Below are 24207 nucleotides of genomic sequence, written 5' to 3'. Positions count from 1 at the left end.
TCGCTGCGCGTGCGTGGCCCAAGCGTGGTGCACGAGGAGAGACGGTGGGCTGTTTTCTGCTTCACCTACCATGGAGACGCGGAAGCGCTGCGTAACGCGTTCGATGGGAGATGGGTGCACGCGCATTTGTGGCGACCATAGAATTATTGAGAGACGAAATGATTTCGCAGTGGTCAAGGGATGAGCGTCGGCGACGCAGGGAGGAAGAGGCGGCCAAGCCACATCCGCACCACGTCATAATGCTCGAGTTGATGCGCCAGCTTCGACCGCACACATATGGTGCGATCTATGACAACCCGCACTGTGTTGCTGCTCGTGCGTTGCAAAAGGCAATCGACGAAATGGCCGGCGCGATCACGGGTGATGCGCAGTATTTCCACGCGAAGCCTCATAGTCTTTGCGTCGGATTCCGGGAGCCGCCGAAGGATTGAGGTCGTCCGACGCTCAGGCGCATCACCACAGCCCTTCGGATACTGTATCGCCTCTGGTGCGAGTCCCATCGTCAAAAAGTACTTCGTCGAGCGAGACGAGCTGTGCATCGCCAAATTTGCGATGCTTAGGGGGAAACATCCTGTTTTGTTCGCTGACAAACCAAGCGACGCGCGATTTTACCTGGTCGTGCCGCAGAGATTGTTCGACGAGAGCTCGGAAGATATTGCTGACAATGTCATCACGAGCATCGTCCGGCAGGTACCGCGGAATCAGATCGTAGACCTCCCGCAAGTAACGACTTTGAACTGCGGGCGCCGCCTGCATGAAAGCGCGATGTCGATACCGCTGCAACTGAGCTCGTGAGTTATTGTCCTTGGTGTGTTCGATCACGAACTGATCGAACGTCGGGTTCTCTCGGCGGTACCGTTTGAAAGTGGCAAAGCTCACTAAATAGCCTTCGCTCACGCCCTGTGTGAAGCGCCGGATAGGTACTCGTTCTTTGAGCAGCTTCGTTACTTGCTTGATAATTTGGGGGCTTATGATGCCACCGGCTTTGGCGCGAGCGCTGGTGCATGCTTTGCAGAAAATGCGTCGCGAGGTGCGAAATCCGACATTGTCGCCAGTCATAGCGTGGCCGCGTTGGCAGTGACTTCCAAGGCGTTTAGTTTGTCCCTTCAGGACATCATTCGCTTTTGCATTCTGTTTTGCTAAAGCGCCCATCTCTTGGCCCCAAATGGGGTAAGCCGCACTGTGCTTCTTAAATTTCGTTGGCGTAGCAACTGCAGGGCCAAGTCTACCGCCGCCTGTAATTCGGCACAGTGATGAACCACGGCGAAGAGCCGCCTCAACGTCTCGCGCTTGTTGGGGTAGCATCCAAGGTGAAAACGCACCGCGAGCGAGAAAAGGCGCTGCTCTTTCGTTGAGGCAACTACCTACGTTCGTGCAATCACGGGCGTGGGGGCAAAGGGAGCAACACGCGAGATCCGACATGGCGCACCTCCGAGGAGGCGCGAAGCTAGTTGGACGGGCGAGAGTTTTTCAACGGATCGGACCGGATTTTCCCCGGTATGCCCGCTATCGACAGGCAGTCGCTTCTGAGGGGATCACTTCATCGGACGGTTGTTCACCGCCAGCAACGAGCAAAAAATAGGGAACTACCAGCAGTGCCGCCCCCAATGCCACGACGTATGCCGAACCGCTGTCGTAGCCAAGGCCGACTACCACACAGCCGGCGCCAGCAATCATTCCGCCCCAGAACTCGAAAGACATGTTCGCCCCCTCAGGTTGAGCGAGATCATGATTCATGTTGGAATCGGGCGCAATAGGCGCTTCACTGCTGTGGGGTTGTCGCGTCGGCAATATCGGCAACGACATCGGCAATGTCAGATGCCGTTTCAGCGGCTGGAAATATGTCAGCGCTAGCCAGTTGCTCGTCTACCAACCGGGTGACGATAGCGTGCAGTGGACCCAGGTCAGGCTCTCCGGTTTGAGCTGCCGTAACGTGTGCATGCTGTAACGCAACGACGTGCTCCTGCCTGTTCAGTTTAATGAGTTCGGGCAGAATGGTCTCGCCAGGTAGGAGAGCACCAGATTTCAGGCATAGGACGAAGTAGCATGCGGCCCGCGCGGTGCGACCGTTGCCATTGATGAACGGGTGAATGTTGTTGAGGCGCCAAAGTACGTATGTCGCGAGAAAAACGGAGTCAGTGGTGTCCCAATTCCGGTTCACCATGTTCACGAAGTCGTCCATCAAGGCGGGTACCCGATAGTGATCGGGCGGCCGATGATCGCCGACGTGGACCGGGCAGGGTCGATACTCTCCAGGATTGGTATGAAGGCAGGTGATAGCTTGAAAATTGAACGCTTTGATGACGTGCTGAGAAAGAAAAGGGCGCCCCATACCAAGGGACGCCGACACAATCGCTCTCAAGAAATCGTACTGTCGATTCGCATTTGAGATTTGAAGTTCTTGATAGACCGGGTGATCTTCTTTGCCGGTCAGCTCAAAAACTATCATTAGTCGGCCTTTGTGCCTTCTTGCTCCGCCAACGACTTCTCAACTTTGGCACGTGTCACAGCACTCTCCTTGTCGAGACTGCCCATGATAAATGACACTCGCTGCTTCCGGATCTGGTTTGCGGATGGCGGATGACGAGAAGCGCGATCCAACGCCTGAAGCGTTGATTCTTTCGTCTTGAGACTGGTCATGTCTTGCTTTCGAATGCCGGTTCAATGGTTTGGCGTTTTCGACGATGCGTTGGCATGCTGTCGAAATTGATGATCGCAATTTGTATGCCGATTGTCACGTGAACATTGATCATCAGCTTAATTGCGATCATCCGTGCGTGTTCCGCGCAACATGATTACCTTTTGCTTCCCCGATGGGGATAGATTTTTAAGCAAATCAGGAGCAGCATGTCCGTGGGTGTGAGAACCCGGACTCGAATAGGACGGCCCTTGGCGGGGCTTTGTCCGAATGCGCACAGGAGGCCTTGGCGGGCATCCTCAGGCGCTAGGTAGCGCTTGGCGGCGCTCCAACTCTGGCTTTATGCCGGGGGCGGTGCGCCATGTCCAGAGCCGCAAGGCTTAAAAGCGCGCCGACTTGTCTTCGAGCAAGTTCTCACCCCCCGGCTGCCGGCCCGACGCCGGTAACGGCTGTGAGAAGCCAAGCTCGAAAGACCACCCACCATGAACATGCACGTAGCAGCGCCTGGGACGCCCCAGGATTCGCGCGCCCGCAATCTGGCTACCCAGGAGCGGAGACGCCTCAAAGCGCTCCAGCGACTCTCCAGACTCCGGCGCGAGGCCATCGACCAGATCGACCGGCTAATTCAGTTTCTCGATCAGACGGACCAGTACGCCCAGCACGAGCTGGAAGTGAACGAGGACGACAGTCGGCAGGAAGAGGCCGACATGGAGCCGACCCTGGGCGCCGCGGATCGGATCATCAATCAGGATCGGGCATGGAGCAGCTCTCGCTGGGCGGCCAACCAGATGGATGGCGAGCTCGACGACTGCGACGCAGAAGACAGCGACCCGGCAGAGGAGAGCGAGCACAGCGGCTGCGGCGATCTGGACGGGATGGCCGAGCAGTACGGCGGGCACTACGCCTCGAACGGGGAGGTGCAGTGATGATCACCGCCAGCACCGTGACAGAGATCCACACCGCCTGCTCAGCCGGCTTCATTCCGGTCAATGTGGACCTGCCTTGCGCGATCGCGGCGCATCGGCAGCACCCGGGCATCATGACCCTGCGGACCATCATCATGGCGGCGCCGGCAACAGTGGAAGAGGAGCGTCAGCGCCTCGACTACCTCGCGGGCCTGCCGGAAGAAGCATGGATCCGGGACGAGGGGTGGTGGAAGTACCGGGACGCTGTCCTAGACGGCTTCCGTCGCGTCATTGCCTGGAGGTCGATATGCGCCTGATCGAACAGATCCTCAGGGAATGGGCCGCAGCCGATCCCGCGACCCGTCAGGCCGCACTGGAGTATCTGCGTAAGCAGGTGGAGGCGAAGCAATGCGCCTGATCCGTCTGTACTGCGCCCGGCTGGTATTGCGCGTGAGCATCGGGCTGGCGGAGAGGGCGACCCGAACGCTTCTTTAAGCATTGGAGCGGAGGCTGAATTCAAGCGGCCTTCGAACTCGCACCGCGACTGAAGACCCGCCGGACCTAGTCCACCCGGCGGGTTTGTCTTGTGAGCGAGTTACTTCAGGACGTCCTTGGTTCCAAGCACATCCTTGTTGCCGAGGAGTCCGCCCTCTGAGGCGGGATGCTTACCGCCGAATGCCCGCAGCGCCTGATTGATCTTCACGTCAGTGTCGAGATCGATGATCTTTCCGGCTTCATAATTCTTGTAAGTTTCCAGCGTCAAACCAGCCTTCTCAGCCATTTCGGCTTCTGTTTTACCGAGTTTTTCACGGACGGCTTTAACGGTAGCCGGTGACCATTCTTCTTCGTTGATCTGTGCATTCATTGGTCTGCGTCCTCACTAGTTTTATTAGTATTTGCCATATAGCGCTCGCTGAGCGTGTAACAAGGCCAGCCCGCCGCTCGATCTCGCCAACCCGTGAACGACTGGCCAGTCTGCCTGTGCTATGTGCATTCCGGCCAGATTCACGCGAAAGGGCGCATGCTGTGTGCACCATGAAATAAATTGTGATCATATGACAAAAAGCTCACGTAAGTATCTGACAAATAGTTGAAATTGGCGACCTTCAAACTTCGCGCTTGTGACTTGATGTGATCGGTGCCGCCGGATTACCTGTCGCGGGCGTTTGAAGGTTAAAGCGGTTCGCGGCCAATCCGGCCGGGCCAGAGCCGTAAAGGGATACTCTCCATATGGAAGGCTGGATGCACGGGCTGATCGAATTCGTGCGCCAGAACCAGGTCTGGGCGGCGCCGATCGTTCTGCTGCTGGCCTTTGGGGAATCGCTCGCTTTCATCTCCCTGCTGCTGCCGGCCTGGGGCGCGCTGGTGGCCATCGGCGCACTGGTCGGCGCGAGCGGCATCAGCTTCTGGCCGGTATTGATTGCCGGTGCTCTCGGCGCGGCGCTCGGCGACTGGCTCTCCTATTGGTTCGGCTTCAGATACAAGGACCAGGTCGCCCAGATCTGGCCGCTGTCCAAATTTCCCGACCTGCTTCCGCGCGGCGAAGCCTTCGTCAAAAAATGGGGCGTGCCCAGCATTTATATCGGCCGCTTCTTCGGCCCATTGCGGGCCTCGGTGCCGCTGGCCGCCGGCATTTTCGAAATGCCCTATTGGCGCTTTCAGGTCGCCAACTTCACCTCGGCCTTTATCTGGGCGGGCGTCCTGCTGCTGTTCGGCGACGGCCTGTCGATGACCGTGGAATGGCTCTGGAAACTGAAGTAGTCCGGCGAGGAATAACCGCCGTGTCCGGGTGTTGAACGGGCTGACATGTCGCGGTGTCTGAATGCCGCGACATCTCGCAGAAGTCATCGAACGCTGGTAAATAATTCCGCCAGCCCCCGCCTGTCACTGCTTCACCCCGGAGAACATCATGGACTTGTCACGTCGTCACGCCCTTGCCGGAGCCGCCGCGCTCGCCGCATCTCCATTGCTCACCGCAGGCTCCGCCAAAGCCTCCGCTCCGCCGGCCGACAAGCAGGCGCCGAGTTTCTATCGCTACAAGGTCGGGGATGCGCAGGTGAACGCGATTTCCGACGGCGCCAACACCTTTCCGCTGGCTGACACTTTCGTGCTCAACGCCAAGAAGGATGAGGTCAACGCCGCGCTCGACAAGGCCTTCCTGCCGAAGGACAAGATGACCATTCACTTTGCGCCGCTGGTCATCAACACTGGCGGCAAGCTGGTGGTGATCGATACGGGCAACGGCCCCGGAGCCCTCGCGGCGACCAAGGGCAATGTCGGCCAGTTCGCCAACAACATGGCCGCCGCCGGCATCGACGCCAAGAACGTCGATATGGTCATCATCTCGCATTTCCACGGCGATCACGTGAACGGGCTTCTGGCCGCCGATGGCACGCCGGCTTTTCCGAATGCCGAAGTCCTCGTCCCGGCCGCCGAGTGGAAGTACTGGAACGACGACGGCGAGATGGCCAAGGCCGCCAATGACCGCATGAAGGGTCTGTTCGCCAGCAACCGCAAGCTCTTCAACGATGGGCTGAAGAAGAAGGTTACGCCCTATGAGTGGGGCAAGGACGTCGCGCCGGGCCTGCTCGCCGTGGAGTCGGTAGGCCATACGCCGGGCCATACGTCGTTCGTGCTGTCGTCCGGCAGCGACAAGCTGTTCATTCAGTCCGACGTCACCAACCATCCGTCGCTGTTCGTCACCAATCCCGGCTGGCATCTGATGTTCGACCAGGATCCGGCACAGGCGGAAACAACGCGCCGCAAGGTCTATGACATGCTGGTGGCCGAGAAGATGCGGGTGCAGGGCTTCCACTATCCGTTCCCGGCCAATGGCTTTGTCGAGAAGGACGGCAACGGTTATCGGCTGGTGCCGGCCCCATGGAGCCCGGTGATCTAAACGAAGCCTGGCAATTTCCCGGCCTGCGCTGCGGTGCAGGCCGGCTGGCCTCGTAAAGACCCGTCGCCTCCGTCGGTGCGTCGTGCCAGTCTCTGCGCCGGAGTCGCGCTAACAGCGACCATGCAAAGCGAGGGGAGAAGACTTATGGATTTGTCAAGACGACACGCACTGGCGGGCGCCGCCGCGCTCGCAGCGACGCCACTGCTTTCATCGGCCCCGGCAAAGGCATCCGCACCGCCGGCCGATAAGCAGGCGCCGAGTTTCTATCGCTACAAGGTCGGCGATATCCAGGTGAACGCCATCTCCGATGGTGCGGCGACGTTTCCGCTGGCCGATACCTATATTTCCAACGCCAAACGCGATGATATCAATGACGCGCTCGCCGGGGCATTTCTGCTGAAAGATCAGATCACCAACTTCTATGCGCCACTGGTGATCAACACCGGCGGCAAGCTGGTGGTGATCGACACGGGCAACGGGCCGGGCGCCTATGCCAGTAGCAAGGGCAATGTCGGTCAGTTCATTACCAACATGACGGCGGCAGGGATCGATCCAAAGATGATCGACATGGTCGTGATCTCGCACTTCCATGGCGATCATGTGAACGGCCTGCTGACGGCGGACGGCGTGCTGGCGTTTCCCAATGCCGAAGTGCTGGTGCCGGCAGCGGAGTGGAAGTTCTGGATGGACGACGGCGAGATGAGCCGTGCCACCGGCGATCGCATGACCGGTCTGTTCAAGAACAATCGGCGGGTGTTCGAGGCCGGGTTGAAGAAGAAGGTTACGCCCTATGAATGGGGCAAGGACGTCGCGCCGGGGCTGCTGGCTGTCGCCTCGATCGGGCACACGCCGGGTCATACGTCCTATGTGCTGTCGTCCGGATCGGACAAGGTCTTCATCCAGTCGGACGTCACCAACCTTCCGGCGCTATTCGCAGCCAATCCCGGCTGGCACGTGAATTTCGACCAGGATCCGGTGCAGGCCGAAGCCACCCGCCGCAAGGTCTATGACATGTTGGTCGCCGACAGGATGCGGGTGCAAGGCTTCCACTATCCGTTCCCGGCCAACGGTTTCGTCGAGAAGGATGGCAACGGCTACCGCGTCGTGCCGGCGCCGTGGAGCCCAGTTCTCTGAGGTCTGTGCTCTGGTGATCTTGACGGATCGCGGGCGCGGCCCTATGACCGCGCCCATGATCAACCTTGCGACCAGCATCATCGCCCGCCGCCGCCGCATTATCGCGGCAGGTGGAGATATGCGCGCATAAGCGTTTCGATCTCTCACTGCCGCCGGATATGGTCCGCGGCAGTCTTTCTCCCAAACAGCAGCGCGACCCATCCGGCGGCCCTCACTCAGGAAGGAGCCCGTCATGTATACGCCGCCCAAATTTCAGACCGATCGGACTGACGCACTTGCGTTTGCGGACGCGCGCGGCTTCGGCACGGTCTGCGCCTTCGATGGCAGGAAGCCGATCGCCTCCGCGGTGCCTTTCTGCCTCGACTACGGCAATGACGGCACGCCGCGTCTGGCCTTTCACCTTGTGCGACAAAATCCGCTGCTCAAGCTCGCAGACGGCGTGACGCCATGGGCCATGGCCATCCTGGGCGCCGATGCCTATGTGTCGGCCGACTGGTACGTATCGCCCGATCAGGTGCCGACCTGGCTCTATCAGGCGGTCCATCTCACCGGACCGGTGCGCATCCTGTCGGGTGGTGAACTGGGCCCGCATCTTGACGCGCTGAGCGCAAGGTTCGAAACACGGCTGGCGCCGAAGAAGCCATGGACCTCCGATAAGATGGCGGCGGGGCGGCTTGAGGCGATGAAGAAGGCGATCGTCGGTGTGGTGATGACAGTGGACGAGGTGGAGGGTAGCTCCAAGCTCAACCAGCACAAGTCAGATGCCGATCATCTGGCTGTCATGAGCGCACTGGCGCTGCGGCCGGAGCCTGCCGCGTTCGAGATTTCAAATGCGATGCGCAAATTGCGGTCGCATTTGTTTGCGGAAGAGACGACACAATTGACTGCTATGGCTGAGGCCGAAGGATTTATGGGATGAGCACGAAGAAGAAAATCGGCATTCTCGGTGCGTCCGGTTACACCGGCGCCGAACTGGTGCGACTGCTGCTGCGTCATCCCAAGGTCGAGCTCGTGCTGCTGACGGCCGACCGGCGCGCCGGGCAGGCGATGGGCGATGTGTTCCCGCAATTCGCACCCTATGAGCTGCCGACGCTTGTGAGCATCGACTCGGTCGACTGGACGACCATTGGCCTCGATCTGGTGTTCTGCGCGCTGCCGCATGCGACGACGCAGAAGGTGCTGCAGGATCTTCTGGCCAAGGCGCCCGAGACCAAGGTGGTGGATCTCTCTGCCGATTTCCGGCTTGAGGATGCGGCAGCCTATGCCAAGTGGTACGGCCACGAGCATCATGCGCTGGAGCTGCAGAAGGAAGCCGTCTACGGCCTCGTCGAGATCTATCGGCGCGACATCAAGAAGGCGCGGCTCATCGCCAATCCCGGCTGCTACACATCATGCGCGATCCTGCCTTTGGTGCCGCTCTTGAAGGCGCGCGCCATCGAGACCGATGAGATCGTGATCGATGCCAAGTCCGGCATGACCGGAGCAGGGCGTTCCGCCAAGGAAGAGATGCTGTTCTCGGAAGTGTCCGAAGGCTTCAACGCCTATGGCGTCGGCCATCACCGGCATATGGCTGAACTCGATCAGGAGTTCTCGAAGGCTGCCGGCAAGGAGGTTGTTGTCAGCTTCACGCCACATCTCTTGCCGCAGAACCGCGGCATTCTCTCGACCATCTATGTGCGAGGCCGACGCGGCAAGACGGCGCAGGATCTCCACGAGGTGCTGGTGAAGCAGTATGAGAAGGAGCCGTTCGTGCACATCCTGCCATTCGGCAAGACGCCGCATTCGCGGCATGTGCGCGGCTCCAACATGACCTTCATCGGCGTTGCCGCTGACCGTATCCCGGGCCGCGCCATCATCGTCTCGACGCTCGACAATCTTACCAAGGGCGCATCGGGGCAGGCGGTGCAGAACATGAATCTGGTGCTTGGCTTTGCCGAGACGCTGGGCATCGATCAGCCGGCGATGTTCCCGTAAAGAGCGCGCATACACCTCGGCCCGCATTACAGGCCGGGTGACGACAGCGAGAGACAACAGAAAAGGCCCGAATTTGCGTTCGGGCCTTTTTTCTATGCTCTTGTCACTTCGCCGATCCCGGCCTTTGTGCGCGCTCCTTGAACAGCTCACTCAGTGTCTGCGCCGCCTCAATGGCGCGCGGGAAACCCGCATGGACGGTCGTCAGATAGACGATCTCCTTCAGCTCGTCCTCTTTCACGCCGGCGTTGAGCGCGTAGTTCGCATGGATCTTCATGAACGGCCGATGCCCCAGCGCCGCGAAAGCGGCGACGGCTGCGAGTTGTCGCGTGCGCGCGTCGAGAACCGGCCGGGCCCAGACGTCGCCGAGTGCGTAGCCCGTGATCGCATCGGCGAGAAAGGGAAATTCGGCGCGCAGGCCTTCGAGGGTCGGCGGGCTGCTGCCGGCATTGAGCGATCGAACAACCTCGTCGCCGCGTCGCAGGCGTTCTTCCGTCGTCTCCGCGCGAAGACTTGCTGTAGATACCAGCATGGAGAATGCCGCAACGAAAGCGGTCGTTCGATATGACATGATCGCTTCTCCCAGTTTTCTCGCCGCATCAACGTCGCGAATGTTGCGACAGCGGACAAGCATTGGGGCATGTCGCGCGCTCGGCGTTAGACCGATCCTGCCGATCTCTTGTCCAATCCTCTAAGGCGGCGAAAGGACGCAGGGGCCAAACAAAACGGCCCGAACTTGCGTTCGGGCCGTTCATATTTGATCCGAAGTCAGACGCTTACGCGGCAGCCGACTTGGCGGTCGGGACTTCCGAGATGGTCTTCAGGATCTGCGAAGCGATCTGGTAGGGGTCGCCCTGGGAGTTCGGGCGACGGTCTTCCAGATAGCCCTTGTACTCATTCTTGACGAAGGAGTGCGGGACGCGGATCGAGGCGCCGCGGTCCGCGATGCCGTAGCTGAACTTGTTCCACGGAGCCGTCTCATGCTTGCCGGTCAGACGCTTGTCGTTGTCCGGGCCGTAGACGTTGATGTGGTCCATCAGGTTCTTGTCGAACTGGGCCATCAAAGCTTCGAAGTAAGCCTTGCCGCCGACCGTACGCATATATTCGGTCGAGAAGTTGGCGTGCATGCCCGAGCCATTCCAATCGGTATCGCCGAGCGGCTTGCAGTGGAATTCGATGTCGATGCCGTACTTCTCCGTCAGACGGAGCAGCAGGTAACGCGCGATCCACATTTCGTCAGCGGCCTTCTTGGAGCCCTTGCCGAAGATCTGGAATTCCCACTGGCCCTTCGCCACTTCGGCGTTGATGCCTTCGTGGTTGATGCCGGCTTCGAGGCAGAGGTCGAGATGTTCTTCGACGATCTCGCGGGCAATTGAGCCGACGTTCTTGAAGCCGACGCCGGTGTAGTAGGGGCCCTGCGGCGCGGGATAGCCATCCTCGGGGAAACCGAGCGGACGGCCATTCTCGTAGAAGAAGTATTCCTGTTCGAAACCGAACCAAGCGCCGGCATCGTCGAGAATGGTGGCGCGCTTGTTGGTCGAGTGCGGGGTGACGCCATCCGGCATCATGACTTCGCACATCACCAAGGCGCCGTTCTCACGGGCCGCATCCGGATAGATCGCAACCGGCTTCAGCACGCAATCGGAGCTGTGGCCTTCGGCCTGCATGGTCGACGAACCGTCGAAGCCCCACAGCGGGAGCTGTTCGAGGGTCGGGAAATCTTCGAATTCCTTGATCTGCGTCTTGCCACGCAGGTTCGGAACCGGCGTGTAACCGTCGAGCCAAATATACTCGAGCTTATACTTTGTCATGCGGGTCTCTCATGAGTTGGCGATGCGTAGGGCGTGAGCCCTGAGCTTGCCGGCGGGCGGACGCAAAATCCGCCCCCAGCGGCGCTGCATATAAAGCACGTAGTATGCCAACTTGTCGCGGTGCAACGCTTTTGTGACGAAAAGTGCGGCGCGTCCCCAAACGGGGCTGTCATTCGCTGTCTGGAGAGGGCGTCGGAGGCCGGGAATCGGTCCGGATTCGTGGATTTTTCAGAAGAATTCGGCCGCGCGCGAAAATACCGGCTGCCCAATTCCCTTGCAGGCTATTTTCGACCGGAACTTTTCTGCCTTTCAGACGCTCAAATGAGAGGTCAGACGCTGCTTAGGCGGCTTCAAAACCTGCGCGCCCAAAGCGCATGTCCATCGAGTGCGCATATTGTAGCCATTTGGATGCTTCTTACGAGGCAGTCGGCACAAAAGAAGGGCGCCTCTGTTACAATGATGATCCGAAAGGAAAAAACAGATCAGAGGAAGGAAGAGAAGCGATGCCGACATCTCAAACGCATCACCCCCATACCGCTAAAATCTACCAATTCCCGGTTGGTGGACGTGCATCGGTTGGCCCGCGGGGACGGCTCAGCAAGCCGTTGGACCTGCGTGCCTCAACCGTGAAAACCGTGGCCGACTATGACAGCTGGTACCACGAGGCTGCCATCCAGGAAGCCAACCGGACCTACGAACATTGACGGTGCCTGGTCGAAAGCAAGGTTCGCCGCCCCAGGCGCGGTTTATCGACGACGATCAAGGGCTGAAACAGCGATGTTTCAGCCCTTTTTCATGACCGGAAACCGGTTGGCGTCAGACGCCGAAGATCGACCAGCCGAGCCGTTTCGTGAGCGCCTCGAGCGCAATGCGGCCGAGATGCGAATTGCCGTGCTTGTCGAGACCCGGCGCCCAGACGGCGATCGACGCCTTGCCGGGCGCGACCGCGATAATGCCCCCGCCGACGCCGCTCTTGCCGGGCAGGCCTACACGATAGGCGAATTCACCGGAGCCGTCATAGTGCCCGCAGGTCAGCATCAATGCGTTGATACGGCGCGCCCGCTCCGACGACACCACCGAGAGCCCGGTCGATGGATTGCGGCCCGAATAAGCGAGGTAGCGCGTCGCCATGGCCAACTGCCGGCACGACATCGCGATCGCGCAGTGGTGGAAATAGACGCCGAGCGTGAAGTCGACGGGGTTTTCGACCACGCCAAACGACTTCATGTAATTGGCGAGCGCGGTGTTGCGAAAGCCGGTGCGCTTTTCGGAGGCCGCGACGGCCTCGTCGATGACGATGGAGCTGTCACCGGCCAGGAACTGCATGAAGCGCAGGATTTCGCCGATAGCCTCGCGCGGCTGATGGCCGGACAGGATGACATCGGTGACGGCGATGGCGCCGGCATTGATGAAGGGGTTACGCGGCACGCCGCGCTCCCGTTCGAGCTGGACGATGGAGTTGAATGGGTTACCCGAGGGCTCGCGGCCGACATGTTTCCAGAGCCGGTCGCCGACCATGCCGAGCGCCAGCGTAAGCGTGAAGACTTTCGAGATGCTCTGGATCGAGAACGGCACATCGGCGTCGCCGCCGGCTGCAACCCGACCATCGGCATCGATAACCACAAGGCCGAACTGGTTGGGATCGACACCCGCCAGTTCCGGAATATAGCTCGCGACGTCGCCGCGGTCCGTTCGCTGCGCCATCTCGTCGGCAATTTCCTTGACGACGAGATCGAGACTTGGGGCAGCGTGGTTCATTGCAGATCAATCTGGCGAGAAGAAGCGTTAGTACGGAATCCGCAGGATCGCGATGGCGAGGACCGCCTGGGCGATAAAGCCGACCACGAAGGCCAGCGTGCGGAAAATCGGCAGGCCGAGCGTGTAGACGATCAGATGCACCACGCGCGACCAAAAATAGACCGCGCAGGCCAGAACAGTGGTCGGGGTCGAGACATCGGCGGCATTCAGGATCAGCACCAGCGGCGCGAAGATGATGAGATTCTCGACGGCGTTGTCATGGGCGAACATCATCCGGTTAGCCCATTCAGCCTGCGGCCTGTCGGTACGCGTCGGATTGGCCATGACGCCGGTGACACCGCGGACCATGATGCGGTTCAGCATATAAGGCACCCAGAGCAGGCCGGTGAGAATCACGGTCAGCGTCAGCCAGAACAATTCGCGCGTCATCCGGGTATCCTTTCAGTCGAAATTCCCGCGGAAAACGCGGAGATGGTCATGCAAAACACACGCGCCGCAAGCGGATGCGACGCGTCTTGGCCGAAATCATAGACGTTTGCTGTGACGACGCCAAGCAAGCGCGGAGGAGGCGGGCCGTTACGCCCGCACCCGCACATAACTGCCGGGGGCGTCTTCCAGCGCAGGGAATGCGTCGGTGCCGACATGGCGGGCAGGAACTTCCTCACCATCGATGCCGGAGAGCCACTCCCGCCAGTTTGGCCACCATGAGCCAGCATGTTCCTGCGCGGTCTTCATCCAGTCGGCAAGATCGGTGGCGTGGGCGTTATCGTTGGTCCAGTACTGATACTTGCCGGAGGCCGGTGGATTGACCACGCCGGCGATATGGCCGGAGCCGGACAACACGTATTTCACCGGGCCGCCGAAGAATTGCGAGCCGTACAGCACCGATTGCGCCGGCGCGATGTGATCCTCGCGGGTGGCGAGATTGTAGACAGGCACCTTGACCTTGGAGAGATCGAGCCGGGTGTTGTCGAGGATCATGTTGCCGGTCGAGAGCTTGTTCTCCAGATAGCAGTTGCGCAGATAGAACGAGTGGTTCGCCGCCGGCATCCGCGTCGCATCCGAATTCCAGTGCAGCAGATCGAAGGCCGAAGGCGGCTTGCCCTTGAGGTAGTTGTTGACCACGTAGGACCAGATCAGGTCGTTGGAGCGCAGCATGTTGAAGGCCATGGCCATCTTGCTGCCTTCCAGCACACCCGCCGCCTGCATGTCCTTTTCCAGCGCCGAGATCTGATCCTCGTCGACGAACACCATGAGGTCGCCGGCATGGGTGAAGTCGACTTGCGCGGCCAGGAACGTTGCCGATGCCACGCGGACGCGGCGCTTCTCGGCGAGCCAGGCCAGCGTCGAGGCGAGCAGGGTGCCGCCGACGCAATAGCCGATGGTGTGAGCCGTCATCTCACCAGTGACCTGCTCGATCACGTCCATCGCGGTCAGCGGGCCTTCCTTCATATAGTCGTCGAAGGTCTTGGCGCCGAGACGCTTGTCGGGGTTGACCCAGGAGATCACGAACACCGAGACGCCCTGATCGACAGCCCACTTGATGAAGGATTTCTCGGGCTTGAGATCGAGGATGTAGAACTTGTTGATCCAAGGCGGTACGATCAGCAGCGGCGTGCGCAGCACGTTCTCGGTTGCCGGCTGATACTGGATCAGTTGCATCACCTCGTTCTGGAAGATCACCTTGCCCGGCGTCGTCGCCATGTTGACGCCGACTTCGAGATTCTTCGGATCGGACTGGCGAATGCGCAGCGAGCCTTTGCCGGCCTCGATATCCTCGGCAAGCATGGTCATGCCGCGCATCAGATTGCTGCCGTTCGACATCACGGTCTCGCGCAGCACTTCCGGATTGGTCAGCACGAAGTTCGACGGCGCCAGCGCATTGGTGATCTGCTGGACGTAGAACTCCGCCTTCTTGCGGGTATGTGCATCGAGCCCCTCGGCATTCTTGACGAGGTCGTGGGCCCATTGGGTGGTGAGCAGATAGGCCTGCATGACGAAATCGAAGAACTGGTTCGATTTCCACTCGGGATCGCTGAAGCGCTTGTCGCGCGGCGGTGCCTCGATAGCGGGCAAGCCGGCTTCGCCGACCATCCGGCGCATCGCCGAGCCCCAGAGGTCGAGATAGGCCTTGCCGAGTTTCATCTGCAATTCGGCGGCGCGCTTGTCGTCGGACAGCCAGTAATTGGCGACGATGCTGAAGGTCTTGATCAGTTCCGTCAGCTCGCTTGGCGGCTTGTCGACGGTCTCGCCGGTCTGGCGTGGCTGCAGATAGGCAGCCAGCGCCTTGCCGCCATTCTCCATCGCCTTGGCTATGTTGAGCGCAAAAGCTTCGGGATTGAACGGCTTATCGGTCTTGTCGCCCGAGGTCTTGTTTTCAGCAGCCTTGGCGTCGGTGGCAACTTCGGTCATGGCGCAACAACAGCTTCATTCCAGTCGGGCAACGGTACGTCACCACGCAAATCGATGATGGCACAGTTCGCGGATTGCCGCAGGATTCGATGTGCTGCACCGCGTCAAAGGTCTTGCTTCCGTCATATTGAAGATCCAAGCCTACATCCTGTTCTCCCGGCGTTAATCGTTTGTGACCAGATTGGTTGGATGGTGCGCTGCGATAGGGATAAAATCGATTCTAATGCGATGTAGGGTTGTGGTGTGACGCGTAGAGGCACATTCATCGATGGTCGCAGCGCACGGGCAGTGGCAACCGCCGCCCTGTTGGCGCTGGGCCTTGGCTTGCCTCTTGGCGGCTGCGCCTCGACCATCGCCGACATGCCCATGGTGGGCACACCCGCAGGCGCTCCGGCGCGTCCGGCCGAGGTGGGCACCTATTTGCCGGTTCACGACCTCCCGACCACACGCGAAGGCACCGCCATGGCGCCGGCGGACCAGGCCAAGATGCAGGCCGAACTGACTGCCGCCCGCGATCGCCAGGCCGTCGTGCTGCCGGCCAAACCGGCAGCCAAATAGTCAAAACTGCCCGTCGTGACTGGTGTCACCGGGCTTCCGTGATAAAAAGAAACGATTCAACCGCATGCTGAAGCGGTTCTGGAGCCCGATCCCATGGAAGAATTCTACCGCATCCGCCGATTGCCGCCCTATGTGTTCGAACAGGTCAACCGGGCCAAGGCCGCCGCGCGGAACGCTGGCGCCGATATCATCGACCTCGGCATGGGCAATCCGGATCTGGCGACCCCGCCGCATGTGATCGAGAAGCTCAAGGAAACCCTGGGCAAGCCGCGAACCGACCGCTATTCGGCTTCGAAGGGTATCACCGGCCTGCGCAAGGCCCAGGCCGGCTATTACGAGCGCCGCTTTGGCGTGAAGCTTAATCCCGACACCCAGGTGGTGGCGACGCTGGGCTCCAAGGAAGGCTTCGCCAACGTCGCCCAGGCGATCACCGCGCCCGGCGACGTCGTGCTGTGTCCGAATCCAAGCTACCCCATCCATGCCTTCGGCTTCCTGATGGCCGGCGGCGTGATCCGCTCGGTGCCGTCGGAGCCGACGCCGGATTTCTTCGCTGCCGTCGAGCGCGCCATCATCCATTCGATCCCGAAGCCGATCGCGCTGATTGTCTGCTATCCGTCGAATCCGACGGCGCAGGTGGCGAGCCTCGACTTCTACAAGGACCTCGTGGCCTTCGCGAAGAAGCATGAGATCTACATTCTTTCGGACCTCGCTTATGCCGAGGTCTATTTCGACGACAAAAACCCGCCACCCTCAGTGCTGCAGGTACCGGGCGCGATGGACGTCACCGTCGAGTTCACCTCGATGTCGAAGACCTTCTCGATGGCCGGCTGGCGCATGGGCTTTGCGGTCGGCAACGAGCGCATCATTGCCGCGCTGACCCGGGTGAAATCCTATCTCGACTACGGCGCCTTCACGCCCGTGCAGGTTGCGGCCACTGCGGCGCTGAACGGCCCCGATGACTGCATTCGCGAGATGCGCGACGTCTATCGCAAACGTCGCGACGCGATGGTGGAGTCTTTCGGCCGCGCCGGTTGGGACATTCCGCCGCCCTCGGCATCGATGTTCGCCTGGGCGCCGCTCCCGGAGAAATTCCGCGAAGTCGGCAGCATGCAGTTTGCAACGCTTCTCGTTGAAAAGTCCGGCGTGGTGGTATCTCCCGGCGTCGCCTTCGGCGAGCATGGCGAGGGTTACGTCCGCATCGCGATGGTCGAGAATGAGCAGCGCATTCGCCAGGCTGCCCGCGGCATTCGCCGCTTCCTTGAAAGCGGTCTCGAAACGTTGCACAACGTGGTTCCTCTCGCTAACCGGCGATAGGCGTGATCCCGAAAACCGGCAACCGGTTTTCGGACCGGTCATCGCTCAACAAGAATTCCGACAGGTCTGAAGCTTAATGATCGCACCCCTCAAAGTGGGTATCGCGGGACTCGGCACCGTTGGTGCCGAAGTTGTCCGTCTCATCGAACAGCAGAACTCGATTTTGGCCGCGCGCTGCGGTCGTGGCGTCAAGGTGGTTGCTGTCACCGCGCGCTCCAAGACCAAGAAGCGCGGCGTCGATCTGCGCGGCATCGATTGGATGAAGGATCCGCTCGCGGTTGCGCAGCATCCGGAAGTCGAGTGTTTTGTTGAATTGATGGGAGGTGTCGGCGATCCCGCGCTGTCGTCGATCGAGGCGGCGCTACGCGCTGGCAAGTCGGTCGTGACCGCGAACAAGGCACTGATCGCCAAGCATGGTTTGAAGCTCGCGGCATCGGCCGAGAAGAACGGCGGCGCGCTGAACTACGAGGCCGCCGTCGCTGGCGCCATTCCCATCATCAAGACCATCCGCGAAGGTCTCGTCGGCACCGATATCAATCGCGTCTACGGTATTCTCAACGGCACCTGTAACTACATCCTGTCACGGATGGAGCTGGAGGGCCTGTCCTTCGGGGAATGCCTTAAAGACGCGCAGCGGCTTGGCTACGCCGAGGCCGAGCCGTCCTTCGACGTCGATGGCCACGACACGGCGCAGAAGCTGGCCATTCTCGCCAGCCTCGCATTCGGGACCAAGGTCGCGCAGAGCGCAGTGTCAGTCGAGGGCATTTCGTCCATCGCGGCTGAAGATCTGCGTGCTGCTGCAGAGCTTGGCTATCGTGTGAAGCTGCTGGGCGTTGCCATGCGCACCGCAACTGGCATCGAACAACGCGTGCATCCGACCATGGTGCCGCTGTCATCCTCCATTGCGCAGGTCATGGGCGTCACCAACGCTGTCACGGTTGACGGCGCAGGCATTGCGCCGATCACGCTGGTCGGTCCCGGCGCTGGCGGCGCCGCGACGGCGTCTGCAGTTCTTGCCGATATCGCCGATGTCGCACGTAATGTGCGCGCGCTGCCGTTCGGTCGGCCGGTTGAGAAGCTCAAGACCACCACCAAGGCTCCGATGGAGCGCCATGAAGGTGGTTATTACATCCGCTTGATGGCGCGCGATCTTGCCGGCACGGCCGCACGCATCGCAACGCGTCTGGCCGAGCAGAAGATCTCGCTGGAGTCGATCGTGCAGCGCCATCCGAATGGCGGCATCGAGCCGGTTGGCAAGAGCACGAAATCGTCACCGGTGCCTGTTATCCTGATCACCTATGCCACCACCGAGGACGCGATGCGCCGCGCCCTCCAGGCCGTACAGAGCGACAAGGTGATATCGGGCAAGCCGCAGGTTATCCGGATCGAGAAGAACTAAATCCACGCGTTGAGAGTTGTACGGGGACATTCGTCCCACCGTAGAAGGAGCCCGCCAATGTCGACCCATATTACCGTCCCGCCGCAGCAACTGCTCGAGCGCATTCTGACGCTGGAGATCGTTCGTGTGACCGAGCGCGCGGCGGTGTCGGCTGCGCGGCTGCGTGGTCATGGGCAGGAGAAGGCGGCCGATCAGGCAGCGGTCGATGCGATGCGCCGCGAGCTCAACAAGATGCCGATCGACGGCACCATCGTGATCGGCGAGGGCGAGCGCGACGAAGCGCCGATGCTCTATATCGGCGAAAAGGTCGGCATCAATGCCGGCCCGAAGGTCGATATTGCCGTCGACCCGCTGGAAGGTACGACACTGTGCGCCAAGGACATGCCGGGCTCGATCGCCACCATGGCGATGGCCGACGGCGGCACACTGCTGCACGCGCCCGACGTCTATATGGACAAGATCGCGATTGGTCCGGGTTACGCCAAGAACGTGATCGACATCGACGCATCGCCGGAAGAGAACATCAAGCGCCTCGCCAAGGCCAAGGGCGTGCCGGTGTCGGCGATCACCGCCCTCGTGCTTGAGCGGCCGCGGCACGAAGCATTGATTGCAGCGATCCGCTCGACCGGAGCGGCACTGCGTCTCATTCCGGACGGCGACGTCGCCGGTGTCATCCACACCACCGATCCCGCCAAATCTGGCATCGACATCTATCTTGGCATTGGCGGAGCACCGGAAGGCGTGCTGGCGGCCGCAGCACTGCGCTGCATCGGCGGCCAGATGCAGACCCGATTGATCCTCGATACCGATGAGAAGCGCGAGCGTGCGCTGAAGATGGGTGTCACCGATCCGAAGATGATTTATGGCATCGAGGACATGGCGAAGGGCGACTGCCTGTTTGCCGCCACTGGTGTCACCGACGGCGCATTGCTGTCGGGCGTCAAGTTCCGCGGCGACGTCATCGAGACCGAGACCATCGTGATGCGTTCGGTGACCGGCACCGTGCGCATCATCAAGGGCGAGCATCGCCAGCTCGAAAAATTCCACCTGGATTGAGTTCGGTCACATGTTGAAGGCGAATGTTGAGATCCGCCCGGTCGGCCCCGATGAACGGGCTGCCTGGGAGCCGCTGTGGCAGGGCTATCTAACCTTCTACAAATCGACGCTGCCGCAGATCGCGACCGATACGGCGTGGAAGCGTTTCCATGACGCCAATGAGCAGATGTTCCTGCTCGGCGCCTATGTGGACGGCAAGCTCACCGGCATCGTGCAGTTCCTGTATCACCGCTCATCCTGGACGCCCGGCAATTACTGCTATTTGCAGGACCTGTTCGTTGACAACAGCGCGCGGGGACTTGGCATCGGTCGCGCTTTGATCGAAGCGGTGTATGCAAAGGCCAAGGCTGATGGCTGCAGCCGCGTGCATTGGCTGACCCAGAACGAGAATGCGCAGGCCAGAATTCTCTACGATCAGGTGGCGGACAATTCCGGATTTATGCAGTACCGGAAGATACTCTGATTAAAGGCAATCCGAGCGCGCCAACATGCGCTCGGATTAATCGAACTAAAAACCAAGAAAACAAAATGGGGATGAGACCATGAGCGAGACCGATAACGTCAAGGCTCTGGTGTTCGACGTGTTCGGCACCGTGGTTGACTGGCGTTCCAGCCTGATTGCTGACTGTACCGCGTTCGGCAAAGCGCGCGGCATTGCCGCGGACTGGACTGCGCTCGTCGATGCCTGGCGGCAGGCCTACATGCCGTCGATGGACGTGGTGCGTCATCATCCCGAGCGCGGTTTCGTCAAGCTCGATACGCTGCATCGGCAGTCACTCGATGTGCTGGTCGCTAAGTTCGGCATCAACGGGCTCTCGGACAACGATCTGCATTACATGACACTCGGCTGGCACCGGCTGCATCCGTGGGCGGATTCGGTGAGCGGCCTGACCAGGCTGAAGACAAAATACGTCATCAGCCCGTTGTCGAACGGCAATGTCGCGCTGCTGACCAACATGGCGAAATTCGCCGGCCTGCCATGGGACCTGATCGTGAGCGCGGAACTGTTCGAACACTATAAGCCCGATCCGCAGGCCTATCTCGGCGCCGCCGCACTGCTCAATCTCAAGCCTGCAGAAGTCATGATGGTGGCTGCGCATAACAGCGATCTCGATGCCGCGCACAAACTCGGCCTCAAGACCGCCTTCGTGCCGCGCGTCACTGAATATGGTCCGCACCAGAACCGCGACTTCAAGGCCGAGGGCCCGTGGGACGTGGTGGCCGATGATTTCAACGATCTGGCGAAGTGGATGGGCTGCTGATGGCCTGAGATTTGCCGAAAGCGGCTGCGCGGCCTATTGCTGATCCCATGACGCCACCGACCATCATTCCCGTCGAATCCCAGCAGGCCTTTCTCGGCGTCACCGAATCCGCCACCGGGCGGATCTGGCGTGACCGGGTAGACCAGCGCGGGGCGGCGCGAGCGCTGGCCATGGTGCAGCGTTTCCAATTGCCGGAAATGCTGGCGCGGGTCATCGCCGGCCGCAATATCGAGCTCGACGCGGTCGAAGACTTCCTCGATCCCACTATCCGCAAGCTGATGCCGGACCCGTTCACCATCACGCAGATGGAGGCGGCGGCGAAGCGCATTGCGGATGCGGCGCAGCGCCGGGAGAAGGTGGCGATCTTCGGCGACTACGACGTCGACGGCGCGACGTCGTCGGCGCTGCTGGCCTGGCATCTCCGCCATTGCGGGCTCGACCCGCAGATCCACATTCCCGATCGCATCTTCGAGGGCTACGGCCCCAATGTGGATGCCATCAGGACGCTGGCCGGCAAGGGCGCCACGCTGCTCGTGACGGTCGATTGCGGCACGACGAGTTTCGAGCCGCTGGCCGAGGCCAAGAAGCTCGGCATGTCCGTGGTCGTCATCGATCACCATCAGACCGGTGAGGAATTGCCTGACGTTGATGCCATAGTGAATCCGAACCGGCTCGACGATATTTCCGGTCTCGGTCATCTCGCCGCTGTGGGCCTCGTGCTGATCACGCTGGTCGCCGTCAATCGCGAATTGCGCAAGCGCAGTTTCTGGACCGCAGAGATGCCGGAGCCTGATCTTTTGGGCATGCTGCATCATGTGGCCCTGGGCACCGTCGCCGACGTGGCGCCGCTGATCGGTCTGAACCGCGCCTTCGTTGCCAAGGGTCTCATCGCATTACGCCGCCGCGATCACATCGGGCACACCGCGCTGATGGATGTGGCGCGTTTGAACGGTCCGCCGGAAGCATGGCATCTCGGCTTTATGCTTGGACCGCGCATCAATGCCGGCGGCCGGATCGGGCGCGCCGATTTGGGCGTGCGGCTGCTGCTCGAAGGCGATATTTCCGAGGCCGCTAAGATCGCTGCCGAACTCGATCGGCTGAACATCGAACGCCGCGTGATCGAACAGGCCGCGGAAGCGCAAGCCGAGGCGGAGGCGTTGGCGTCACTGGGGCTCGAAGACAAAGGCTCCGTGATCGTGACGGCCAGCGAAGGCTGGCATCCCGGCGTCGTCGGTCTGGTCGCCTCGCGGCTCAAGGAGAAATTTGCGCGTCCGGCTTTTGCCATCGCGCTGGAGCCTGGCGGAATTGGCACGGGGTCTGGCCGCTCGATCTCCGGCGTCGATCTCGGCAAAGCCGTGCGGCAAGCTGTTGCCGATGGGCTTCTCATGAAAGGTGGCGGCCACGCAATGGCCGCGGGCATCACGCTACGCAAGGAACGGCTTGGCGAATTCCGCGCCTATATCGAAAGCGCGCTGGCTGCGGATGTCGGCAAGTCCCGCAACGAGAAAGAACTGTTCATTGATGGCGCTGTCACTGCGCGCGGCGTCACGACGGATCTGGTGAATACGCTCAACCGCGCCGGCCCGTTCGGGCAGGCCAATCCCGAGCCGGTAATTGCGTTGCCGGCGCATCAGCTCGTTTATGTCGATGAAGTCGGGCAGGCGCATCTGCGGCTGCGCTTCAAGGCGTCGGACGGCGCCATGGTCAACGGCATCGCGTTTCGCTCGGTCGGACAGAAGCTCGGCAACGCATTACAGGAGCTGCGTGGTCAGCCTGTGCATGTGGCGGGCTCGCTGACCGTCGATCGCTGGCAGGGTGCCGAGCGCGTGCAGATGCGCGTGATCGACGTGGCCGCGCCCGATCCCGGGCCGAAGATGATCAGGTAGCGTGATGTCGGAAGAAGCGCCGTCTTATGTGGGACCTCATGAAGGACGCGAATTCGATCTAATGATCGCCGGGCAGAAGCATCTCAGCATGTTTGTGTTCGAAGGCAGTGAAAAATACACGGACTATCCCGACCCTCGCTTCGATGAGTTCGTGGCGAATGGGCGCTTCGTCAAAGCCGAGAAGATTGAGAAGTATAAGCTTTCAAACGGCAGAGAACTTTCCACGCGTTATGTACTCTACGCCGACGCCCAAGAGGCATGGCGCATTCCGGCGATGCTCATGGTGCAGAGCCTCTATCTCACCTTGCTGCCGGGGCGGCGCCCGGATCTGGAACGCGTGATTGGCGAATTGCTCGGATACGACCGGGCTGATGTCGAGCAGTTCATTACATGGCTTCGCCAGCCGTGACGTGACTTCGGCTGCATTCTCCCACTTTACTCCTGCACGCGTTCTCGCCTTAGCAGCCGCGTCGAATACCGATACCGATCTGCCGGATGAATGCTGAGCGAGACCTCAGCCAGCTCGTTTGAGGCGAACAGATACTGCCGCCGAATCGACAGCGCATGCGCGCCAGCCATTGCCTTCAGTGGCTCCGCCATCGCGTCCGAGACGCCAACCGCAGAAATGTCCTGACGGATCTCGGCAAAGCGTCGTCCCGAGATTTTCTCGACGAGCGTGCCGAAGATCTCGTGATGCCCGCCCATCTTCGCGCGCACCTCGTCGGCGAAGGCGCCGTCGATATAGACATCGGTCCAGCAGATCGGCGTCTGTGTGACGTCGCCCGGAATCGTGCGCAGACTTGAGATGCACAACCAGCGACGGCCGGGCTGGCAGCCGAGCTGCTCCGCAAGCTCGCTGTCCGCGACGATGTCGGTGACACGCTGCACGTGTCGTTCGGTCTCGGTGCCGAACTGCTGCACCGCCTCGATCGTATTGAGTGCCTGCGTAAAGCCGTCGCCGCCCTTGGCCGGAGAGGCCGCTTCGACGCGCGTCCCGGCATTGCGCTTCCGGCTGACAAGGCCTGACGCCTGCAGCTCCTGCATCGCCGCGCGCACAGTCGACCGGCTCACGGCGAACTGGTCCGCCAGCTCGTACTCTGTCGGCAGCACAGACCCGACTGGATGCCGTCCGTCTGCGATGGCCTCGGTCAGTGCTCGGGCCACGAACGCGTAACGCTTTTCCACCGTCGTCCCTCGGCCCCTA

28 protein-coding genes are annotated in these 24207 nt (G+C 60.8%); 17 read left to right on the top strand and 11 right to left on the bottom strand.

All coding sequences use genetic code 11. From position 1 onward, the window contains the following. Positions 1-110 precede the first annotated feature (110 nt). Complete coding sequence (locus tag RSO67_RS02945; RefSeq protein ID WP_315842285.1) at positions 111-431, top strand: hypothetical protein; 321 nt, start codon at positions 111-113, stop codon at positions 429-431. 22 nt (positions 432-453) lie between these two features. Here the strand turns inward: RSO67_RS02945 and RSO67_RS02940 are convergent, their stop codons facing one another. The 4 genes from RSO67_RS02940 to RSO67_RS02925 all read right to left on the bottom strand — a co-directional run bounded on the left by RSO67_RS02940 (position 454) and on the right by RSO67_RS02925 (position 2640). After that, positions 454-1152, bottom strand: coding sequence for a hypothetical protein (locus RSO67_RS02940; protein ID WP_315842284.1), 699 nt, complete (start codon positions 1150-1152; stop codon positions 454-456). A 354-nt stretch (positions 1153-1506) separates the two neighbouring features. Continuing rightward, complete coding sequence (locus RSO67_RS02935; RefSeq protein WP_315842283.1) at positions 1507-1737, bottom strand: hypothetical protein; 231 nt, start codon at positions 1735-1737, stop codon at positions 1507-1509. Between the two features lie 25 nt (positions 1738-1762). Further along, positions 1763-2449 carry a Fic family protein gene (locus RSO67_RS02930; protein WP_315842282.1) on the bottom strand — a complete coding sequence of 229 codons (687 nt, stop codon included), beginning with the start codon at positions 2447-2449 and terminating at the stop codon, positions 1763-1765. Further along, positions 2449-2640, bottom strand: a complete 192-nt coding sequence (locus RSO67_RS02925; protein WP_315842281.1) for a hypothetical protein — start codon at positions 2638-2640, stop codon at positions 2449-2451. The genes RSO67_RS02930 and RSO67_RS02925 overlap by 1 nt, the downstream gene beginning before the upstream one ends. A 480-nt stretch (positions 2641-3120) precedes the next feature. Between RSO67_RS02925 and RSO67_RS02920 the strand changes: the two genes are divergently transcribed. Beyond that, positions 3121-3564: a hypothetical protein gene (locus tag RSO67_RS02920; protein ID WP_315842280.1), complete on the top strand. Its 444-nt coding sequence runs from the start codon at positions 3121-3123 to the stop codon at positions 3562-3564. Beyond that, entirely contained in the window at positions 3564-3860 is a 297-nt protein-coding gene (locus RSO67_RS02915; protein ID WP_315842279.1) for a hypothetical protein, read from the top strand. The genes RSO67_RS02920 and RSO67_RS02915 overlap by 1 nt, the downstream gene beginning before the upstream one ends. A gap of 278 nt (positions 3861-4138) precedes the next feature. Here the strand turns inward: RSO67_RS02915 and RSO67_RS02910 are convergent, their stop codons facing one another. After that, complete coding sequence (locus RSO67_RS02910; RefSeq protein ID WP_315842278.1) at positions 4139-4408, bottom strand: helix-turn-helix transcriptional regulator; 270 nt, start codon at positions 4406-4408, stop codon at positions 4139-4141. A gap of 365 nt (positions 4409-4773) precedes the next feature. On the opposite strand from RSO67_RS02910, the gene RSO67_RS02905 reads away from it, so the two are divergent. The 5 genes from RSO67_RS02905 to argC all read left to right on the top strand — a co-directional run bounded on the left by RSO67_RS02905 (position 4774) and on the right by argC (position 9550). Beyond that, positions 4774-5304 (top strand): DedA family protein, encoded by a 531-nt coding sequence (locus RSO67_RS02905; RefSeq protein WP_120289448.1) that lies wholly within the window; start codon positions 4774-4776, stop codon positions 5302-5304. A 148-nt stretch (positions 5305-5452) separates the two neighbouring features. Beyond that, complete coding sequence (locus tag RSO67_RS02900) at positions 5453-6442, top strand: MBL fold metallo-hydrolase (RefSeq protein WP_115028868.1); 990 nt, start codon at positions 5453-5455, stop codon at positions 6440-6442. 144 nt (positions 6443-6586) lie between these two features. Then, a complete protein-coding gene (locus tag RSO67_RS02895; RefSeq protein ID WP_315842277.1) occupies positions 6587-7576 on the top strand; it encodes an MBL fold metallo-hydrolase in 990 nt (329 codons plus the stop codon). A gap of 232 nt (positions 7577-7808) precedes the next feature. Further along, positions 7809-8495 (top strand): FMN-binding negative transcriptional regulator, encoded by a 687-nt coding sequence (locus tag RSO67_RS02890; RefSeq protein WP_315842276.1) that lies wholly within the window; start codon positions 7809-7811, stop codon positions 8493-8495. Further along, complete coding sequence (gene argC, locus RSO67_RS02885) at positions 8492-9550, top strand: N-acetyl-gamma-glutamyl-phosphate reductase (protein ID WP_315842275.1); 1059 nt, start codon at positions 8492-8494, stop codon at positions 9548-9550. The genes RSO67_RS02890 and argC overlap by 4 nt, the downstream gene beginning before the upstream one ends. Positions 9551-9653: 103 nt before the next feature. On the opposite strand, the gene RSO67_RS02880 is transcribed toward argC, so the two are convergent. Both RSO67_RS02880 and RSO67_RS02875 read right to left on the bottom strand, forming a co-directional pair. Beyond that, positions 9654-10118, bottom strand: a complete 465-nt coding sequence (locus RSO67_RS02880; protein WP_410001800.1) for a carboxymuconolactone decarboxylase family protein — start codon at positions 10116-10118, stop codon at positions 9654-9656. 205 nt (positions 10119-10323) lie between these two features. Continuing rightward, a complete protein-coding gene (locus RSO67_RS02875; protein ID WP_089264165.1) occupies positions 10324-11358 on the bottom strand; it encodes a glutamine synthetase beta-grasp domain-containing protein in 1035 nt (344 codons plus the stop codon). Between the two features lie 374 nt (positions 11359-11732). Here RSO67_RS02875 and RSO67_RS02870 point away from each other — a divergent pair, with 374 nt between their 5' ends. Beyond that, positions 11733-12062, top strand: coding sequence for a DUF2735 domain-containing protein (locus RSO67_RS02870; RefSeq protein ID WP_315842274.1), 330 nt, complete (start codon positions 11733-11735; stop codon positions 12060-12062). A 112-nt stretch (positions 12063-12174) separates the two neighbouring features. Here RSO67_RS02870 and RSO67_RS02865 read toward each other — a convergent pair whose 3' ends face one another. From RSO67_RS02865 to RSO67_RS02855, 3 genes are all read right to left on the bottom strand, one after another. Then, a complete protein-coding gene (locus RSO67_RS02865; RefSeq protein ID WP_315842273.1) occupies positions 12175-13116 on the bottom strand; it encodes a glutaminase in 942 nt (313 codons plus the stop codon). Between the two features lie 27 nt (positions 13117-13143). Continuing rightward, on the bottom strand, positions 13144-13545 hold the full coding sequence (locus tag RSO67_RS02860) for an MAPEG family protein (protein WP_089264168.1): 402 nt from the start codon (positions 13543-13545) through the stop codon (positions 13144-13146). 147 nt (positions 13546-13692) lie between these two features. Continuing rightward, entirely contained in the window at positions 13693-15528 is a 1836-nt protein-coding gene (locus tag RSO67_RS02855) for a PHA/PHB synthase family protein (protein WP_410001799.1), read from the bottom strand. A 243-nt stretch (positions 15529-15771) separates the two neighbouring features. Here RSO67_RS02855 and RSO67_RS02850 point away from each other — a divergent pair, with 243 nt between their 5' ends. The 8 genes from RSO67_RS02850 to RSO67_RS02815 all read left to right on the top strand — a co-directional run bounded on the left by RSO67_RS02850 (position 15772) and on the right by RSO67_RS02815 (position 23412). Next, complete coding sequence (locus tag RSO67_RS02850) at positions 15772-16086, top strand: hypothetical protein (RefSeq protein ID WP_315842272.1); 315 nt, start codon at positions 15772-15774, stop codon at positions 16084-16086. 93 nt (positions 16087-16179) lie between these two features. Beyond that, positions 16180-17400, top strand: a complete 1221-nt coding sequence (locus tag RSO67_RS02845; RefSeq protein WP_092143358.1) for an LL-diaminopimelate aminotransferase — start codon at positions 16180-16182, stop codon at positions 17398-17400. A gap of 76 nt (positions 17401-17476) precedes the next feature. Then, positions 17477-18799 (top strand): homoserine dehydrogenase, encoded by a 1323-nt coding sequence (locus tag RSO67_RS02840; RefSeq protein ID WP_315842271.1) that lies wholly within the window; start codon positions 17477-17479, stop codon positions 18797-18799. A gap of 57 nt (positions 18800-18856) precedes the next feature. Beyond that, the gene (gene glpX, locus RSO67_RS02835) at positions 18857-19855 is read left to right on the top strand and encodes a class II fructose-bisphosphatase (protein WP_068736567.1); all 999 of its coding nucleotides are present in this window, start codon (positions 18857-18859) and stop codon (positions 19853-19855) included. Between the two features lie 10 nt (positions 19856-19865). Further along, on the top strand, positions 19866-20318 hold the full coding sequence (locus RSO67_RS02830) for a GNAT family N-acetyltransferase (protein WP_315842270.1): 453 nt from the start codon (positions 19866-19868) through the stop codon (positions 20316-20318). A gap of 79 nt (positions 20319-20397) precedes the next feature. Continuing rightward, positions 20398-21117 (top strand): haloacid dehalogenase type II, encoded by a 720-nt coding sequence (locus RSO67_RS02825; RefSeq protein ID WP_315842269.1) that lies wholly within the window; start codon positions 20398-20400, stop codon positions 21115-21117. A gap of 47 nt (positions 21118-21164) precedes the next feature. After that, positions 21165-23003, top strand: a complete 1839-nt coding sequence (gene recJ, locus RSO67_RS02820) for a single-stranded-DNA-specific exonuclease RecJ (RefSeq protein WP_315842268.1) — start codon at positions 21165-21167, stop codon at positions 23001-23003. A gap of 4 nt (positions 23004-23007) precedes the next feature. After that, complete coding sequence (locus tag RSO67_RS02815) at positions 23008-23412, top strand: hypothetical protein (protein ID WP_315842267.1); 405 nt, start codon at positions 23008-23010, stop codon at positions 23410-23412. A gap of 26 nt (positions 23413-23438) precedes the next feature. On the opposite strand, the gene RSO67_RS02810 is transcribed toward RSO67_RS02815, so the two are convergent. After that, positions 23439-24167 (bottom strand): GntR family transcriptional regulator, encoded by a 729-nt coding sequence (locus RSO67_RS02810; protein WP_315844153.1) that lies wholly within the window; start codon positions 24165-24167, stop codon positions 23439-23441. Positions 24168-24207: the final 40 nt, after the last annotated feature.

Source organism: Tardiphaga sp. 709 (assembly GCF_032401055.1).
In the GTDB taxonomy this organism is placed as follows: Bacteria; Pseudomonadota; Alphaproteobacteria; order Rhizobiales; family Xanthobacteraceae; genus Tardiphaga.
This window is presented reverse-complemented; position numbering and strand designations above follow the sequence as displayed.

Bases quoted from the DNA above. Each gene is read 5' to 3' on its own strand.
- RSO67_RS02840 (WP_315842271.1), top strand. From the start codon at position 17,477: ATGATCGCACCCCTCAAAGTGGGTATCGCGGGACTCGGCACCGTTGGT.
- RSO67_RS02870 (WP_315842274.1), top strand. From the start codon at position 11,733: ATGTCCATCGAGTGCGCATATTGTAGCCATTTGGATGCTTCTTACGAG.
- RSO67_RS02895 (WP_315842277.1), top strand. From the start codon at position 6,587: ATGGATTTGTCAAGACGACACGCACTGGCGGGCGCCGCCGCGCTCGCA.
- RSO67_RS02845 (WP_092143358.1), top strand. From the start codon at position 16,180: ATGGAAGAATTCTACCGCATCCGCCGATTGCCGCCCTATGTGTTCGAA.
- RSO67_RS02940 (WP_315842284.1), bottom strand. From the start codon at position 1,152: ATGGGCGCTTTAGCAAAACAGAATGCAAAAGCGAATGATGTCCTGAAG.
- RSO67_RS02830 (WP_315842270.1), top strand. From the start codon at position 19,866: ATGTTGAAGGCGAATGTTGAGATCCGCCCGGTCGGCCCCGATGAACGG.
- RSO67_RS02875 (WP_089264165.1), bottom strand. From the start codon at position 11,358: ATGACAAAGTATAAGCTCGAGTATATTTGGCTCGACGGTTACACGCCG.
- RSO67_RS02900 (WP_115028868.1), top strand. From the start codon at position 5,453: ATGGACTTGTCACGTCGTCACGCCCTTGCCGGAGCCGCCGCGCTCGCC.
- RSO67_RS02935 (WP_315842283.1), bottom strand. From the start codon at position 1,737: ATGAATCATGATCTCGCTCAACCTGAGGGGGCGAACATGTCTTTCGAG.
- RSO67_RS02905 (WP_120289448.1), top strand. From the start codon at position 4,774: ATGGAAGGCTGGATGCACGGGCTGATCGAATTCGTGCGCCAGAACCAG.
- RSO67_RS02855 (WP_410001799.1), bottom strand. From the start codon at position 15,528: ATGACCGAAGTTGCCACCGACGCCAAGGCTGCTGAAAACAAGACCTCG.
- recJ (WP_315842268.1), top strand. From the start codon at position 21,165: ATGACGCCACCGACCATCATTCCCGTCGAATCCCAGCAGGCCTTTCTC.
- RSO67_RS02880 (WP_410001800.1), bottom strand. From the start codon at position 10,118: ATGTCATATCGAACGACCGCTTTCGTTGCGGCATTCTCCATGCTGGTA.
- RSO67_RS02925 (WP_315842281.1), bottom strand. From the start codon at position 2,640: ATGACCAGTCTCAAGACGAAAGAATCAACGCTTCAGGCGTTGGATCGC.
- RSO67_RS02930 (WP_315842282.1), bottom strand. From the start codon at position 2,449: ATGATAGTTTTTGAGCTGACCGGCAAAGAAGATCACCCGGTCTATCAA.
- RSO67_RS02915 (WP_315842279.1), top strand. From the start codon at position 3,564: ATGATCACCGCCAGCACCGTGACAGAGATCCACACCGCCTGCTCAGCC.
- RSO67_RS02910 (WP_315842278.1), bottom strand. From the start codon at position 4,408: ATGAATGCACAGATCAACGAAGAAGAATGGTCACCGGCTACCGTTAAA.
- RSO67_RS02825 (WP_315842269.1), top strand. From the start codon at position 20,398: ATGAGCGAGACCGATAACGTCAAGGCTCTGGTGTTCGACGTGTTCGGC.
- RSO67_RS02860 (WP_089264168.1), bottom strand. From the start codon at position 13,545: ATGACGCGCGAATTGTTCTGGCTGACGCTGACCGTGATTCTCACCGGC.
- RSO67_RS02890 (WP_315842276.1), top strand. From the start codon at position 7,809: ATGTATACGCCGCCCAAATTTCAGACCGATCGGACTGACGCACTTGCG.
- RSO67_RS02945 (WP_315842285.1), top strand. From the start codon at position 111: ATGGGTGCACGCGCATTTGTGGCGACCATAGAATTATTGAGAGACGAA.
- glpX (WP_068736567.1), top strand. From the start codon at position 18,857: ATGTCGACCCATATTACCGTCCCGCCGCAGCAACTGCTCGAGCGCATT.
- RSO67_RS02865 (WP_315842273.1), bottom strand. From the start codon at position 13,116: ATGAACCACGCTGCCCCAAGTCTCGATCTCGTCGTCAAGGAAATTGCC.
- argC (WP_315842275.1), top strand. From the start codon at position 8,492: ATGAGCACGAAGAAGAAAATCGGCATTCTCGGTGCGTCCGGTTACACC.
- RSO67_RS02920 (WP_315842280.1), top strand. From the start codon at position 3,121: ATGAACATGCACGTAGCAGCGCCTGGGACGCCCCAGGATTCGCGCGCC.
- RSO67_RS02815 (WP_315842267.1), top strand. From the start codon at position 23,008: ATGTCGGAAGAAGCGCCGTCTTATGTGGGACCTCATGAAGGACGCGAA.